A 13,881-nucleotide genomic window follows, 5' to 3' on the forward strand; every position below is an offset into this window, starting at 1 on the left:
AGCGCCTGTGTCAGCAGTGGGCAGCGATCAATGAAGGTCGGCTTCCGGCACGCTCAGGCGCCGGGGCAGGGCGTCGGTATTCCAGTGCTGGGCGGCGTGCGCGAGTACCTCGCTCGGCGTACCCAGCGCCATGCCCGCCTCGACCGGTTGGCCGAGAGCACGCAAGGCCCGCAACAGCAAGGGTGTGGCCTGGTCCGCCGGCAACGGTGCCGAGCGATACGACTTGCCCAGTTTGTGCCCGTCGGGCTGGGTGATCAGCGGCACATGCAGGTAGCGCGGCTGCGACAGGCCCAGCAGCTCCTGCAGGTACAGCTGGCGCGGAGTGTTGTCGAGCAGGTCGGCGCCGCGCACGATATCGGTCACGCCTTGCCAGGCATCGTCCAGCACCACTGCCAGCTGGTAAGCGTACAGGCCATCGCGGCGCCGGATCACGAAGTCGCCCACCTCGCGTCCCAGGTGCTGCTCGAAGCGGCCCTGCAGACGGTCGGTGAAGTGATAGCTCAGCTCGGGCACGCGCAGGCGAATGGCCGCGTCCTCCTGGGCGTGGCCCAGGTTGCGACACAGGCCCGGATAGATACCGTTGTACCCTTCCAGCTGCTTGCGCGAACAGGTACAGGCGTACGCCAGGCCCTGCTGGAACAGGCGCTGCACCATGGCGGCATAGGCGTCGTGACGCTGGCTCTGGTACACCACTGCGCCGTCCCAGTGCAGGCCGTAGTTTTCCAGGGTGTGCAGGATGGCGGCCTGGGCGCCGGGGGCTTCGCGCGGCGGGTCGATGTCTTCCATGCGCAGCAGCCATTGCCCGCCCACCGCGCGTGCGTCCAGCCACGAGGCGAGGGCGGCGACCAGCGAGCCGAAATGCAGAAAACCACTGGGGGTGGGGGCGAAGCGCCCGATGTAGCGCGGGGTGTTCATCACAGGCGGGTAGATCCGACAGCCAGAAATGAAACGGGGCGCCTTGAGCGCCCCGTTCTGTTCAGGTCAGGCCTTGCCGACCTGTTTTTCCTTGATTTCCGCAAGGTTCTTGCAGTCGAAGCACTTGTCGGCAGTAGGGCGGGCCTCCAGGCGGCGCACACCGATTTCAACACCGCAGTCTTCGCACCAGCCGTAGTCCTTGTCCTGGATCAGTTGCAGCGTCTTGTCGATCTTCTTGATCAACTTGCGCTCGCGGTCACGATTGCGCAGTTCCAGCGCAAACTCTTCTTCCTGGCTGGCACGGTCTGCCGGGTCGGCAAAGTTGGCTGCCTCTTCCTTCATGTGGTCTACAGTCCGATCCACTTCCTTCATCAGGTCCTGCTTCCACTTGTTCAGGATGGAGACAAAGTGGGCCCGCATGTCATCGCTCATGTACTCCTCACCCTTACCAGCTTCATAGGGGGTGAAGTCGCCAACGGCTTGAACGGTTTGTTTCTTTTCTTGGGTGGACATGAATAGACCGCCTCTCACTCTTCTAATCCATTGCGCAGGCTTCTCCATCTCCGGCGCCCGCCGGCCCTGCGACTGCGAGCCGCCGAACTTACCAGATCGAATCGGGGCGCGCTACTCCCGGTTGTCTCCCCGGTTGACCACGGCTTTACCCACACGTTCGTTCCCATGCATGGGTAGAATCATCATTTTAGACCCATTTGAGAGAAGGCCATGGCCCAGCCCTACAGTGCGCGCAGTCGCGCCATCGAACCCTTTCATGTCATGGCGCTGCTGGCGCGGGCCAACGAACTGCAGGCAGCCGGGCATGACGTGATCCACCTGGAGATCGGCGAGCCGGACTTCACCACTGCCGCGCCCATCGTCGAAGCCGGCCAGGCTGCCCTGGCCGCTGGCCACACGCGCTACACCGCGGCACGCGGCCTGCCTGCGCTGCGCGAGGCGATTGCCGGGTTCTATGCCCAGCGTTACGGGGTGAACATCGACCCGCAACGCATCCTGATCACCCCGGGCGGCTCGGGCGCATTGCTGCTGGCGGCCAGCCTGCTGGTCGACCCAGGCAAGCACTGGCTGCTGGCCGACCCGGGCTACCCGTGCAACCGGCACTTTCTGCGCCTGGTCGAGGGCGGTGCGCAACTGGTGCCGGTCGGCCCCGAGGCCAACTACCAGCTCAATGCCGACCTGGTCGAGCGTTACTGGGACAACGAGACCGTCGGTGCACTGGTGGCCTCGCCCGCCAACCCCACCGGCACGGTGCTCGACCGTGAGCAACTGGCCAGCCTGTCGCAGGCCACCCGTGCGCACAATGGCCACCTGGTGGTCGACGAGATCTACCACGGCCTGACCTACGGCATCGACGCCCCCAGCGTGCTGGAAGTCGATGACGACGCCTTCGTGCTGAATAGTTTCTCAAAATATTTCGGCATGACCGGCTGGCGCCTCGGCTGGCTGGTAGCGCCGCCTGCAGCGGTCGCCGACCTGGAGAAGCTGGCGCAAAACCTCTACATCAGTGCGCCGAGCATGGCCCAACATGCTGCGCTGGCCTGTTTCGAACCCCGCACGCTGGCGATTTTCGAGGAGCGTCGCGCCGAGTTCGCGCGGCGTCGCGACTTCCTGTTGCCGGCCCTGCGCGAGCTGGGCTTCGGTATCGCGGTGGAACCGCAAGGGGCGTTCTACCTGTACGCCGATATCAGCGCGTTCGGCGGTGATGCCTTCGCGTTCTGCCAGCACTTCCTCGAAACCGAGCACGTAGCCTTCACCCCGGGCCTGGACTTCGGTCGTCACCAGGCCGGGCACCATGTGCGGTTTGCCTACACCCAGAGCCTGCCGCGCCTGCAGCAGGCGGTCGAGCGGATCGCCCGCGGTTTGCGGAGTTGGCAAGGCTGATGCGTTTTTTCCCCGAACTTGAGCAGGCGCGCCTGCTGCGTCGCTACAAACGTTTTCTGGCCGACATCGAACTGGCCAACGGCGAACAGATGACCATCCACTGCCCCAACACCGGGTCGATGCTCAACTGCATGCTGGAGGGCGGCAAGGTCTGGTTCAGTCGGTCCAGCGACCCCAAGCGCAAATTGCCGGGCACCTGGGAAATCGCCGAGACCCCGCAAGGCCGGCTGGCCTGTGTGAACACCGGGCGGGCCAATGCCATCGTCGAAGAGGCGCTGCACGCCGGGCGCATCACCGAGCTGGCCGGCTTCACGGCGCTCCGGCGGGAGGTGGCCTATGGCGAGGAACGCAGCCGCATCGATTTTCGCCTGGAGTACCCCACAGGGCCGGCCTATGTCGAGGTCAAGAGCGTGACCCTGGGCTTCGACGGCTCGCGGATAGCGGCGTTTCCCGACGCGGTGACCCAACGTGGCGCCAAGCACCTGCGCGAACTGTCGGCACTGGTGCGCCAGGGTGTGCGGGCGGTACAACTGTATTGCGTGAACCTGAGCGGCATCGATGCGGTGCGCCCGGCCGAGGAAATCGACAGCGCCTATGCCGCGGCCTTGCGTGCAGCGGCAGCCGAAGGTGTCGAGGTGCTGGCCTACGGCGTGCACCTGGACGGCGAGCAGATCAGCATCGACCGCGCATTGCCGGTGATGCTCACGTAATGAGCCAGATGCCCTGGCTGTCTTCCCGGCAGTCCAGGGCCTGCAATGCATCCCCGGTACAGGGGCCGGCCACGCATTCACCGGACTCCGGCACGAACAGTGCGCCGTGATGAACGCAGGCGATCAGTTGGGCGCTGGGGTCCAGGAATTGGTCTGCCTCCCAGTTCAGGCCGATGCCACGATGCGGGCAGCGGTTGCGGTACAGGTAGACGCGGCCCTGGCGACGTACGCCGAACAGGTCGATGCCTGCGGCCTTGAAGCCGCGGCTCTGGCCCTCGCCCAGCTCGGACGGGCGGCAAAGAAGGTGCATGGGTAGGTTCACTTGAAGAAACGAGAGTCGGCTTGACGTCCAAATGCAAATAATTATCAAATTGCCCGCAATAGCCGTGCCCGGCGTCTTTATACCGCGAGTACGGGCACTGCCCAACCGTTATCCACCTGGACAACGGTCCGCCTTCATCTAAGGAAGCCTTGCTATGCGCCGACGTGCCAGCCTGATCGCCCTGTGTATCGGGCTTGTTTTCAACTCGGCGGCCCAGGCCGAACCCCTGGCCACCCGCTGGGTCAGTGCCGGCGGTGCGCTGAGCGAGTGGGTGGTGGCGCTGGGCGGCGAGTCGCGGCTGGTGGGCGTCGACACCACCAGCCAGCACCCGGCGAGCCTCAAGGCGCTGCCCAGCATCGGCTATCAGCGTCAGCTGTCGGCCGAAGGGGTGCTCAGCTTGCGCCCGGACCTGCTGGTGGGCACCGAGGAAATGGGCCCGCCAGAGGTGCTCAAGCAGCTCCGGGGGGCCGGGGTGAAGGTGGAGTTGTTTTCGAGCACGCCCGAGCTGCAGGCCGTACATGGCAACCTCCGGCAACTGGGCCGCCTGATGGGCGACGAGGCGCAGGCAGAGCGCCTGTTCGGCGAGTACCGGCAGCAGCTTGACGGGCTGGCGGCACGAATCAAGGCAGTGCAGGGCAGTCAGGCGGCCCCTGGCGTGATTCTGCTGGTGGGGCATGGCGGTGCCAAGCCGATGATCGCGGGCAAGGGGACCGCAGGCGACTGGATGATTCGCCAGGCCGGCGGGCGCAACCTGGCCGACAATGACGGCTACAAGAACTTCTCGGTCGAGGCGCTGGCGGCGCTGAACCCCCAGGTGCTGGTGTTTGCCGATCGCAGCCTGTCGGGCGAGGCGGCGCTGCAGGCCCTGCTCAAGGAAAACCCGGCGCTGGCGGCCTCTCGCGCAGCACGGGACAAGCGTCTGGTCGAACTTGACCCGACCTTGCTGGTGGGCGGCCTCGGGCCGCGTCAGCCGGCCAGCCTGCAAGCGCTGGCGCAAGCCTTCTACCCGGCGGCCAAGGCGCAACTGGCCCCATGAATCGACTGGTACCACCGCGTGCTCTGTTCATCGGCCTGAGCCTGCTGTGCCTTTTGGCGGTGTGGCTGTCATTGGCCCTGGGGCCGGTCAGCCTGCCGTTGCTCGACACCCTGCGAGCCGGGCTGCGCCTGATAGGCGTGCCGATTCAGGCCCAGGGGCTGGAGCAGGCCGAACTGATCCTGGGCCAGATTCGTCTGCCGCGCACCTTGCTCGGGCTGGTGGTCGGCGCGGTGCTGGCGATTTCCGGGGTGGCGATGCAGGGCCTGTTTCGCAACCCGCTGGCCGACCCCGGCCTGGTCGGGGTGTCCAGCGGTGCTGCACTCGGGGCGGCGGTGGCGATTGTGGGCGGCAACTGGCTGGGGGGCGTGCCCGAGGTGTTCGCGCCCTATCTGTTGTCGATCTTCGCCTTTCTCGGCGGGCTGGGCGTGACCGCGCTGGTCTACCGGTTGGGCCGGCGTGACGGTCAGACCAGTGTTGCCACCATGCTGCTGGCGGGCATCGCCCTGACCGCCCTGGCCGCCTCGGTGGTGGGGCTGTTCACTTATCTTGCCGATGACGCCACGCTGCGTACGCTGACGTTCTGGAACCTGGGCAGTCTCAATGGCGCAAGCTACACGCGCCTGTGGCCGTTGTTGCTGGTGGCGGTGGTGGTGACCTGGTGGCTGCCACGCCGGGCCGAGGCGCTCAATGCCCTGCTGCTGGGTGAGTCGGAGGCGCGCCACCTGGGTATCGAGGTCGAAACACTCAAGCGCGAACTGGTGTTCTGCACCGCGCTGGGCGTGGGGGCGGCGGTAGCGGCGGCGGGGTTGATCGGTTTTGTCGGGCTGGTGGTGCCGCACATGGTGCGACTGTTGTCCGGCCCCGACCATCGCGTGTTGCTGCCGGCGTCGCTGCTGGCCGGAGCGTCGCTGCTGCTGTTCGCCGACCTGATCGCGCGGCTGGCACTGGCGCCGGCAGAACTGCCGATTGGCATCGTCACTGCATTTATCGGTGCCCCCTTCTTCCTTTTTCTGCTGCTACGGGGGCGTGCCTGATGCTACGGGTGGAGAACCTGCAGGTGGTGCGCGGGCAGACCCGGGTGCTCGATGGCATCACCCTGGGCATCGAGCCGGGGCAGGTGCTGGGTGTGCTGGGCCCCAATGGTGCTGGCAAGAGCACCTTGCTCGCAGCGTTGTGCGGCGAATTGCCTGCCCATCATGGCCGTGTGCTGCTGGATGAGCGTGCGTTGGGCGACTGGAGCGGTCATGAGCGGGCACAACGCCTGGCGGTACTGCCGCAGACTTCAAGCCTGGGCTTTGCGTTTCGTGTCGAGGAGGTGGTGGCCATGGGGCGACTGCCCCACCGCACTGGTCAGGTGCGCGACCAGGCAATTGTGGTCGAGGCGCTGGAGGCGGCGGATGCCGGGCACCTGGTGGGGCGCAGCTACCTGGCGCTGTCGGGGGGCGAGCGTCAGCGAGTGCACCTGGCGCGGGTGCTGGCGCAGCTCTGGCCAGGGGGCGACGGCTGCACGCTGTTGCTCGACGAGCCGACGTCCATGCTCGACCCCTTGCATCAGCACACCACGTTGCAGGCGGTCAGAGCCTTTGCCGACCGTGGTGCGGCGGTACTGGTGATCCTGCATGACCTGAACCTGGCGGCGCGCTATTGTGACCGCATCCTGCTGCTCGAACGTGGCTGCCCGCATGCGCTGGATACCCCTGAACAGGTGCTTCGGCCCGAAGCGCTGCGCGCCGTGTTCGGCCTTGAAGTACTGGTTCAACCTCACCCCGAGCGGGGGCACCCGCTCATCATCGCCCGCTAGGAGCTCGCCCATGCCTCGCACGTTGCTGTTTGGCACCCTGTTGCTGCTGGCGTTGGGACTGAGCGCTTGCCAGTCCGGCGCAGCGTTGGCGCCACTGCCGCAGTGGCAAGGCCCGCAGGGGCGCGAGCATGCCGAGCTGGGGCAGATCCGCGAGTTGAGCACAGGCCGGTTACTGACACCGGAGCAACTGGTCCGGCGCCTGGCTGCGGCACCGCGGGTGCTGGTGGGGGAGCAGCACGACAACCCCGATCACCATGCCTTGCAGTTGTGGTTGTTACGCGCGCTGGAGCAGCAACGGCCGCAGGGCAGCCTGCTGTTGGAGATGCTGGAGCCGGCGCAGCAGGCGCGGGTGGATGCACTCAAGCAGCAGCCCACGCTGCCGGTCGACCTGGTGTCGGCGCTGCACTGGCAATCAGGTTGGGATTGGGCCCTGTATGGCCCGATCGTGCGCCATGCGCTGGGGCAGCCCTATCCGTTGCTGGCGGCGAACCTTGATCGCGCCGAGGTGCGGGATATCTACCGCCAGGTACCGAAGTTGGAGGGGCAGCACGCTACGACAGCTAGGGTTACCCAGGCCTTGCTCGACCAGGTACGTGAAGGGCATTGCGGGCTGCTGCCTGAATCGCAGATGCCGGCCATGCTGGCGGTACAGCAGCAGCGTGACCGGCGAATCGCCCAGCGCCTGATACAGGCGCCGACGCCGGCCCTGCTGTTGGCGGGGGCCTATCACGTGCGCAACGACCTGGGCGTGCCCTTGCATCTGCTGGACCTGGGGGTAGAGCAGGGCACCAGCGTGCTGATGCTGGCGCAGGTGGGGGAAAAGGTGGACGCAGGCATGGCCGATTACGTGTGGTTTACCGCTGGCGTGGCCGAGCAGGATTACTGCGCGAGCCTGCGCAAGGGCGGGTGATACAGGCTGTGAATGTGTGGTGGCCCTTTTTCGCTGGCTTGCCAGTGCATAGGCCATGACAGGCAACTCAAATCCCAGGCAAAAAAAGACCCGGCAAAGTGCCGGGTCAATAACCGTGATTAGCCTGATGAGGAGATAATCTGAGAGTCCGAACCAAGGTCTTTCAGAATATCCAACCAGTCTCGCGACCAGTTGTGATAATCATAACGATTCTCATTTCGAAGTCAATCCTTTCATTCTGCTTATTTCAATTATTTTTGCAGGGCGCCTTGGCATCCAGCTGTTTGTTCAGCGCATCCTTGCGTTCAACGGGGATGTCGTTCCAGTGCACATCCAGCAGCGCGCCTTCTATCGCGTAGAGCAGCACCTTCGAGGCACGAAAGCCGCGGCTGCGTACCGCGTGGTAGGCGTTCACCGCGCCCAGCCGACGAAGGTCCGAGAGACTGTGGATGCCCACCGCATGCAGCCACTGCGCCGACGTCTTGCCAAGATTTTTCAGATGCTGAAGTTCATCGTTCATCAAGCCTCCTTGCGACGGCTGAACGGGTCCTGGAGATTGATTCGTGGGCAGGTCAAGAAGGAGTGTAGCGGCAGTTGGAAAATACGCGGCGTTTTGCCATGGGCGGTGCACGGCGGGGCCTGCAGCCACCGCCGGCATTGGCAGGTGGTGGCTGTAGGCAGATGCTTTCAGCGGGTGCGGTAACGCAGGCGGGTGCCGAAATTGACCGACATCAGAATCTCGTCGGCACTCAGTTCTGCGGGGAAGTAGGTGCCGGAGATCTGCGCATGGGCCAGGCTGGCACCTTCGAGGCAGTTCTCGCGCAGGTCCAGCCCACGCAGGTCGGAGGCGCGAAAGTAGGCGCCACTGAAATCGATGCCCTCGGTGTCCAGCTTGCGCAGGTCCAGCCCTCGAAAGTCACCGTCCTTGAAGTCGACAATGGCGTTCCTGGGCTTTTCACGATTGAATTCCGCGATGTGTTCCTTGTGCACCAGAGCGTATAGCGCGCTGTCGAGCTGGCGTGGCTGGTTCATGAGGGCGCCTCCTTGTGTGGCCTGATGATGGCATTATAGTGCCACTGTGCGGAGGCGCCCGAGATAGAGGCGTGAAGTGTGGACTGCTTCACGCCCTCGCCGTTTTAAAGGCCGGGCAGGCGCTGGCGAATCTGCTTGACCAGTTCATCCAGGCTGCCGCTTTCGTTGGTTTCCACGCGCTTGGCCTTGAGCAGCTCTTCGCCTGTCAGCGGGTCGCGACTGGCTTGCTGGGCGGCGACCACTTCCAGAGTGGCGTCGGACGGGTCGTTCTGGTCGGCCTGGCGCTGTGCCAGCCAGCTGGCGATCACGGCGTCCGGTGCATTGCAGTCGAGGATCAGGAAGGGAACGCCGGTTTCGCTGGCAACGTCGGCGGCGGCCTGGCGCTGTGCCTGCTTGAGGTAGGTGGCATCGATCACCACCGGGAACCCCGCGCGCAGGATTGTCCCGGCCAGCTGATGCAGGTGCTGGTAGGTCTTCTGGCTGGCGTCATCGGCGTAGATGCCTTGTTGCAGCTGACCGGCGGCCTGCTCGGCCTGCTCGCCGAACAGGCGCTTGCGTTCAACGTCCGAGCGCAGGCGAATGGCACCCAGTGCTTCGACCATGCGCATGGCGACATGGCTTTTGCCAACGGCCGACACACCGTGGGTGATGGCCAGCAGGCGCGACGGGATAGCGCTGTAGCTTTCGGCCAGGTTGGCGTAGTTGCGGTACTGACGCAGGGTGGTGGCCCGTTGTACGCCATCGGCGTCGGCCGGCATGCTGAACAGCGCGACCTTGGCCCGCACCAGAGCACGGTAGGCCTTGTAGAAGTTCAGCAGTTCGAGGCCGGCGTAATCGCCGGTGATTTCCAGGTACTGGCTGATGAAGCGCCGCGCCAGCGACTTGAGGCCGCGGTCTTCCAGGTCCATGGCCAGGAACGCCGTATCGGCGTACACATCGGTCAGGCGGAAGGGTTCGTTGAATTCGATGCAGTCGAAAATCACCACCTTGCCGTCGATCAGTGTGGCGTTGCCCAGGTGGATATCGCCATGGCACTCGCGTATGAAACCTTCGGCCTTGCGCGTTTCGAACAGGCCGTGCAGTCGATCGAAGCTGCTGCGCGCCCAGGCCTGCAGCGCATCGAGCTGCACCAGGTCGGCCTTGTCGCTGAGGAACGGGCGAATCTGTTCGAAGTTCTGTTCAACCGGAGCCATCACGCTGTCGGGCGTGCCCAGCGGGTGTTCGACAGCCACTTTCGGTGCGGCCAGGTGGAACTGGGCGATCTGGCGGGCCATCTGGTCGATATGCGCAGCGGTCAGTTCGCCATTGGCCTGCAGCGTGCTGAGCATCTGGTTCTGGGGGAACTGGCGCATTTTCAGCGCGTACTCGATCGGCGCGCCGTCACCTCCCAGCTGCGGGGCCTCGACGCTGCCGGTGATGGGCAGTACTTCCAGGTACAGGTCGTCGGTCAGGCGCTGGTTGAGGCGCAGTTCTTCGGCGCAGAAATGCGCGCGACCCGACAGCTCGGTGAAGTCCAGGAAGCCGAAGTTCATCGGTTTCTTGATCTTGTAGGCGTATTCGCCCGTGAGCAGCACCCAGGAAATGTGCGTCTCGATGACCTGGAATTCCTTTACAGGGTGCGCAAACAGGGCCGGGTTTTGCAGGGCGGCGATCAAGGCTTGGCTCACGGTCGATCCTTCTGGGTCGTGGGAGATTCGAATCGACCATTATGGCGGCAAGCGGGGCCGCTGCAAACCGCCGGAGGGCGTCTGTCGACAAGCCATAAAGTGCGTATAATCCGCCGCCATGACTCGTACCCGATCTTCCCGTACCTCTAAAAAACGCCCTTCTGGCCGCGCGCGCGCCTGGTTGGGCTGGGCCCTCAAGCTCAGCCTGGTCGGCCTTGTGGTGCTGGCCGGCTTTGCGGTTTATCTCGATGCCGTGGTCCAGGAGAAATTCTCCGGCAAACGCTGGACCATCCCGGCCAAGGTCTACGCGCGCCCGCTCGAGCTGTTCGTCGGGCAGAAGCTGAGCAAGAACGACTTCCTGATCGAGCTCGATGCCCTGGGCTATCGCCGCGAAAGCGTGGCCAACGGCCCGGGCGCGGCCTCGGTCAACGGCAACACCATCGACCTCAATACCCGCGGCTTCCAGTTCTATGAAGGCATGGAAAAAGCCCAGGGCGTGCGCGTGCGCTTCTCTGGCGACTACGTTGCCGGCCTGAGCGGTACCAATGGCTCGAAGCTCGACGTGGTGCGCCTGGAGCCGCTGCTGATCGGCGGCATCTACCCGAAGAACCTCGAAGACCGCATCCTGATCAAGCTCGATCAGGCGCCGCCCTATCTGCTCGAAACCCTGGTGGCGGTGGAAGACCGTGACTTCTACCACCACTTCGGAGTGTCGCCCAAGTCGATTGCGCGGGCCATCTGGGTCAACACCTCGTCCGGCGCCATGCGCCAGGGCGGCAGTACCCTGACCCAGCAGTTGGTCAAGAACTTCTACCTGACCAACGAGCGCAGCCTCAGCCGCAAGCTCAACGAAGCGATTATGGCGCTGCTGCTCGAAGCCCACTACAGCAAGCGCGACATCCTCGAGGCGTACCTCAACGAGGTGTTCGTGGGCCAGGATGGCCAGCGTGCGGTGCACGGTTTCGGCCTGGCCAGCCAGTTCTTCTTCAGCCAGCCGCTGTCCGAGCTCAAGCTGCACCAGGTGGCGCTGCTGGTGGGCATGGTCAAGGGGCCGTCCTACTACAACCCGCGTCGTTCCCCGGAACGCGCGCTGACGCGTCGCAACCTGGTGCTCGACCTGCTGGCCGAGCAGGGCGTGGCGACCCCCGAAGCGGTCGAGGCCGCGAAGAAAATGCCACTGGGTGTGACCAAGCGCGGCAGCCTGGCGGACAGCTCGTTCCCCGGCTTCCTCGATCTGGTCAAGCGCCAGTTGCGCCAGGACTACCGTGACGAAGACTTGACCGAGGAGGGGCTGCGTATCTTCACCAGCTTCGACCCGATCCTGCAGATGAAGTCCGAAGCGGCGATGAACGAAACCTTCAAGCGCCTCAGCGGGCGCAAGGGGGCGGACGAAGTCGAGGCGGCGATGGTGGTGACCAACCCGGAAACCGGGGAGGTGCAGGCACTGATCGGCAGCCGCCAGGCCGGGTTTGCCGGATTCAACCGTGCCATCGACGCCGTGCGTCCCATCGGCTCGCTGGTCAAGCCGGCGGTGTACCTGACCGCGCTGGAAAAACCGAGCCAGTTCACCCTCACCAGCTGGGTGCAGGATGAACCCTTCTCGGTGAAGGGCGCCGACGGCCAGGTGTGGAAGCCGCAGAACTACGACCGGCGCGCCCATGGCACGATCTTCCTGTACCAGGGGCTGGCCAATTCCTACAATCTGTCGACCGCCAAGCTTGGCCTGGAAGTGGGCGTGCCCAACGTGCTCAAGACCATTGGCCGCCTGGGTGTCAACGTCGACTGGCCGGCCTTCCCGTCGATGCTGCTGGGTGCCGGGGGCATGTCGCCGGTGCAGGTTGCGACCATGTACCAGACCCTGGCCAATGGCGGCTTCAACACGCCGATGCGAGGCATCCGCAGCGTGCTGACCGCCGAGGGCGAGCCGCTCAAGCGCTACCCGTTCCAGATCCAGCAGACCTTCGACCCGGGCTCCATCTATCTGGTGCAGAACGCCATGCAGCGGGTGATGCGTGAAGGTACCGGGCGCTCGGTTTACAGTGTATTGCCCAGTTCGTTGAACCTGGCCGGCAAGACCGGTACCAGCAACGATTCGCGTGACAGCTGGTTCGCAGGGTTCAGCCAGGACCTGCTGGCAGTGGTGTGGCTGGGTCGCGATGACAACGGCAAGACACCGTTCACCGGCGCCACCGGCGCGTTGCAGGTCTGGACCAGCTTCATGCGCAAGGCCGACCCGCTGCCGCTGGACATGCCACAGCCTGACAACGTGGTGCAGGCCTGGGTCGATCCGCATACCGGCCAAGGTTCCGATGCCAGCTGCCCGGGCGCGGTACAGATGCCGTATATTCGCGGCAGTGAGCCAGTGGCCGGCGCCGCCTGTGGCGGCGAGCAGGCACCTGCCGAGTCCGTGATGGACTGGGTCAAGGGCTGGATGAATTAAGCCAAAGCACAGCAAAGAGGGTGTGACGTGAACAAGTGGTTGTTTCCTGCCTTGACGGCACTGGCTTTGCTTACAGGTTGCGCCAGCGTGCAGCGTGGCTCGATCCCCGTAGTGGATTCAGGGACGCGGGTTTCCAACAGCGAGCGGGTATCGGCCAACCGTGCCGGCGCTGCCGTGAACACCGGTACTCGCCAGGCGCAGGCGATGCCGCAGGATTCCGGGGTGACGGTGATGGTGCCCCAGGGCGCCGGCTCCGAGCCGATCCAGACCTTTGCGGCGCCTACCGGGCCCGCGTCGATCGACACCGGGCCGATTACCCCAGGCCCGCAGAATTCGGCGCCGTTCCCGAGCACCAGCAGCGGTGGCTACAGCGCACCGAGCGCACCCACCGGCATCCCCAGTTCGAACACCGGCAGCGGCGGCCTCTCGGCTGACGAACAGCTCGATGGCCCGGTGCTGGCGCTGTTGACCACGGCGCAGACGCAGCAGACCGGCGGCGATCTCAACGGCGCCTCGTCCAGCCTTGAGCGTGCCCAGCGCATTGCCCCGCGTGAACCGCAGGTACTCTACCGTCTGGCCCAGGTGCGACTGGCCCAGGGCGATGCGGCGCAGTCCGAACAGCTGGCGCGCCGTGCCCTGACCTACGCCAACGGTCGCCCCGATCTGCAGGCCGGCCTGTGGGACATCATCGCCCAGGCGCGCGACAAGCAGGGTGACGCCGCCGGCGCCGCGCTGGCTCGCCAGAAAGCCAAGGTCAGCCTGTAATGGAGGCGCGCATTCTGGCGATTGCAGACCACCTGCTGCTGATAGAGCACGAGCTGCACAGGCAGGGCTGGTGGTCCGCCGAGGCGCCCAGTGCGCAAGCCCTGGCCAGCACCACGCCGTTCGCCGTCGACGCCATGAACTTCGATCAGTGGCTGCAGTGGATCTTTCTGCCGAAGATGAAACAGATACTCGAAAGCGGTGCGCCGCTGCCCAGTGCCTCGGGCATCCTGGTGATGGCTGAAACGGTGTACGTGGATCGGCCGCAAGAAAGTCGCGAGTTGCGTCGTCTATTAGCAGAGTTTGACCAATTGATCAGTGCTTCTGCCTGAATTTCCCTATTTTCACCCTAAGAGCCGCAGATTGTGGCTCTTTTTGTTTCTGAAGTTT

At 64.8% G+C, this 13,881-nt stretch carries 15 protein-coding genes; 9 read left to right on the top strand and 6 right to left on the bottom strand.

Annotation, left to right across the window (positions count from 1 at the left end):
• Positions 1-27: 27 nt before the first annotated feature.
• Both gluQRS and dksA read right to left on the bottom strand, forming a co-directional pair.
• Complete coding sequence (gene gluQRS / locus CR917_RS04300; protein WP_104571931.1) at positions 28-915, bottom strand: tRNA glutamyl-Q(34) synthetase GluQRS; 888 nt, start codon at positions 913-915, stop codon at positions 28-30.
• 66 nt (positions 916-981) lie between these two features.
• The gene (gene dksA, locus CR917_RS04305; protein ID WP_043863802.1) at positions 982-1,428 is read right to left on the bottom strand and encodes an RNA polymerase-binding protein DksA; all 447 of its coding nucleotides are present in this window, start codon (positions 1,426-1,428) and stop codon (positions 982-984) included.
• A 210-nt stretch (positions 1,429-1,638) separates the two neighbouring features.
• Here dksA and CR917_RS04310 point away from each other — a divergent pair, with 210 nt between their 5' ends.
• Positions 1,639-2,811 (top strand): pyridoxal phosphate-dependent aminotransferase, encoded by a 1,173-nt coding sequence (locus tag CR917_RS04310; RefSeq protein WP_043863801.1) that lies wholly within the window; start codon positions 1,639-1,641, stop codon positions 2,809-2,811.
• Positions 2,811-3,521: a DNA/RNA nuclease SfsA gene (gene sfsA / locus CR917_RS04315; RefSeq protein ID WP_043863800.1), complete on the top strand. Its 711-nt coding sequence runs from the start codon at positions 2,811-2,813 to the stop codon at positions 3,519-3,521. The genes CR917_RS04310 and sfsA overlap by 1 nt, the downstream gene beginning before the upstream one ends.
• Here sfsA and CR917_RS04320 read toward each other — a convergent pair.
• Positions 3,514-3,831, bottom strand: coding sequence for a Rieske (2Fe-2S) protein (locus tag CR917_RS04320; protein WP_043863799.1), 318 nt, complete (start codon positions 3,829-3,831; stop codon positions 3,514-3,516). The two genes, sfsA and CR917_RS04320, sit on opposite strands and share 8 nt — an antisense overlap.
• A 166-nt stretch (positions 3,832-3,997) precedes the next feature.
• Between CR917_RS04320 and CR917_RS04325 the strand changes: the two genes are divergently transcribed.
• The 4 genes from CR917_RS04325 to CR917_RS04340 are packed head-to-tail and all read left to right on the top strand — an operon-like array spanning position 3,998 to position 7,590.
• A complete protein-coding gene (locus CR917_RS04325) occupies positions 3,998-4,879 on the top strand; it encodes a hemin ABC transporter substrate-binding protein (RefSeq protein ID WP_104571932.1) in 882 nt (293 codons plus the stop codon).
• A complete protein-coding gene (locus tag CR917_RS04330) occupies positions 4,876-5,913 on the top strand; it encodes an iron ABC transporter permease (protein WP_088514006.1) in 1,038 nt (345 codons plus the stop codon). The genes CR917_RS04325 and CR917_RS04330 overlap by 4 nt, the downstream gene beginning before the upstream one ends.
• Positions 5,913-6,680: a heme ABC transporter ATP-binding protein gene (locus tag CR917_RS04335; RefSeq protein WP_043863796.1), complete on the top strand. Its 768-nt coding sequence runs from the start codon at positions 5,913-5,915 to the stop codon at positions 6,678-6,680. The genes CR917_RS04330 and CR917_RS04335 overlap by 1 nt, the downstream gene beginning before the upstream one ends.
• 10 nt (positions 6,681-6,690) lie before the next feature.
• A complete protein-coding gene (locus tag CR917_RS04340; RefSeq protein ID WP_104571933.1) occupies positions 6,691-7,590 on the top strand; it encodes a ChaN family lipoprotein in 900 nt (299 codons plus the stop codon).
• A 247-nt stretch (positions 7,591-7,837) separates the two neighbouring features.
• Here CR917_RS04340 and CR917_RS04345 read toward each other — a convergent pair whose 3' ends face one another.
• The 3 genes from CR917_RS04345 to CR917_RS04355 all read right to left on the bottom strand — a co-directional run bounded on the left by CR917_RS04345 (position 7,838) and on the right by CR917_RS04355 (position 10,289).
• Positions 7,838-8,110, bottom strand: a complete 273-nt coding sequence (locus CR917_RS04345) for a TfoX/Sxy family protein (RefSeq protein ID WP_043863794.1) — start codon at positions 8,108-8,110, stop codon at positions 7,838-7,840.
• Between the two features lie 167 nt (positions 8,111-8,277).
• A complete protein-coding gene (locus tag CR917_RS04350; protein ID WP_043863793.1) occupies positions 8,278-8,622 on the bottom strand; it encodes a pentapeptide repeat-containing protein in 345 nt (114 codons plus the stop codon).
• Between the two features lie 104 nt (positions 8,623-8,726).
• On the bottom strand, positions 8,727-10,289 hold the full coding sequence (locus CR917_RS04355; RefSeq protein ID WP_043863792.1) for a bifunctional aminoglycoside phosphotransferase/ATP-binding protein: 1,563 nt from the start codon (positions 10,287-10,289) through the stop codon (positions 8,727-8,729).
• Positions 10,290-10,407: 118 nt separating this feature from the next.
• Here CR917_RS04355 and mrcB point away from each other — a divergent pair, with 118 nt between their 5' ends.
• Genes mrcB through CR917_RS04370 form a run of 3 tightly spaced genes read left to right on the top strand, consistent with a single transcriptional unit; the run spans position 10,408 to position 13,823 of the window.
• Positions 10,408-12,729: a penicillin-binding protein 1B gene (gene mrcB, locus CR917_RS04360; protein ID WP_104571934.1), complete on the top strand. Its 2,322-nt coding sequence runs from the start codon at positions 10,408-10,410 to the stop codon at positions 12,727-12,729.
• A 27-nt stretch (positions 12,730-12,756) separates the two neighbouring features.
• Entirely contained in the window at positions 12,757-13,494 is a 738-nt protein-coding gene (locus tag CR917_RS04365; protein ID WP_054916524.1) for a hypothetical protein, read from the top strand.
• Positions 13,494-13,823, top strand: coding sequence for a YqcC family protein (locus CR917_RS04370; RefSeq protein ID WP_054916523.1), 330 nt, complete (start codon positions 13,494-13,496; stop codon positions 13,821-13,823). Before CR917_RS04365 ends, CR917_RS04370 begins: the two co-directional genes overlap by 1 nt.
• Positions 13,824-13,881 lie beyond the last annotated feature (58 nt).

Origin of the sequence: Pseudomonas sp. BRM28 (assembly GCF_002939405.1) — a bacterium.
In the GTDB taxonomy this organism is placed as follows: Bacteria; Pseudomonadota; Gammaproteobacteria; order Pseudomonadales; family Pseudomonadaceae; genus Aquipseudomonas; species Aquipseudomonas palmensis.

Excerpts from the sequence above, each read along its gene's own strand:
- CR917_RS04345 (WP_043863794.1), bottom strand. The coding sequence starts at position 8,110 with ATGAACGATGAACTTCAGCATCTGAAAAATCTTGGCAAGACGTCGGCG.
- sfsA (WP_043863800.1), top strand. The coding sequence starts at position 2,811 with ATGCGTTTTTTCCCCGAACTTGAGCAGGCGCGCCTGCTGCGTCGCTAC.
- CR917_RS04310 (WP_043863801.1), top strand. The coding sequence starts at position 1,639 with ATGGCCCAGCCCTACAGTGCGCGCAGTCGCGCCATCGAACCCTTTCAT.
- CR917_RS04330 (WP_088514006.1), top strand. The coding sequence starts at position 4,876 with ATGAATCGACTGGTACCACCGCGTGCTCTGTTCATCGGCCTGAGCCTG.
- CR917_RS04350 (WP_043863793.1), bottom strand. The coding sequence starts at position 8,622 with ATGAACCAGCCACGCCAGCTCGACAGCGCGCTATACGCTCTGGTGCAC.
- CR917_RS04340 (WP_104571933.1), top strand. The coding sequence starts at position 6,691 with ATGCCTCGCACGTTGCTGTTTGGCACCCTGTTGCTGCTGGCGTTGGGA.
- mrcB (WP_104571934.1), top strand. The coding sequence starts at position 10,408 with ATGACTCGTACCCGATCTTCCCGTACCTCTAAAAAACGCCCTTCTGGC.
- dksA (WP_043863802.1), bottom strand. The coding sequence starts at position 1,428 with ATGTCCACCCAAGAAAAGAAACAAACCGTTCAAGCCGTTGGCGACTTC.
- CR917_RS04325 (WP_104571932.1), top strand. The coding sequence starts at position 3,998 with ATGCGCCGACGTGCCAGCCTGATCGCCCTGTGTATCGGGCTTGTTTTC.
- gluQRS (WP_104571931.1), bottom strand. The coding sequence starts at position 915 with ATGAACACCCCGCGCTACATCGGGCGCTTCGCCCCCACCCCCAGTGGT.
- CR917_RS04335 (WP_043863796.1), top strand. The coding sequence starts at position 5,913 with ATGCTACGGGTGGAGAACCTGCAGGTGGTGCGCGGGCAGACCCGGGTG.
- CR917_RS04320 (WP_043863799.1), bottom strand. The coding sequence starts at position 3,831 with ATGCACCTTCTTTGCCGCCCGTCCGAGCTGGGCGAGGGCCAGAGCCGC.
- CR917_RS04370 (WP_054916523.1), top strand. The coding sequence starts at position 13,494 with ATGGAGGCGCGCATTCTGGCGATTGCAGACCACCTGCTGCTGATAGAG.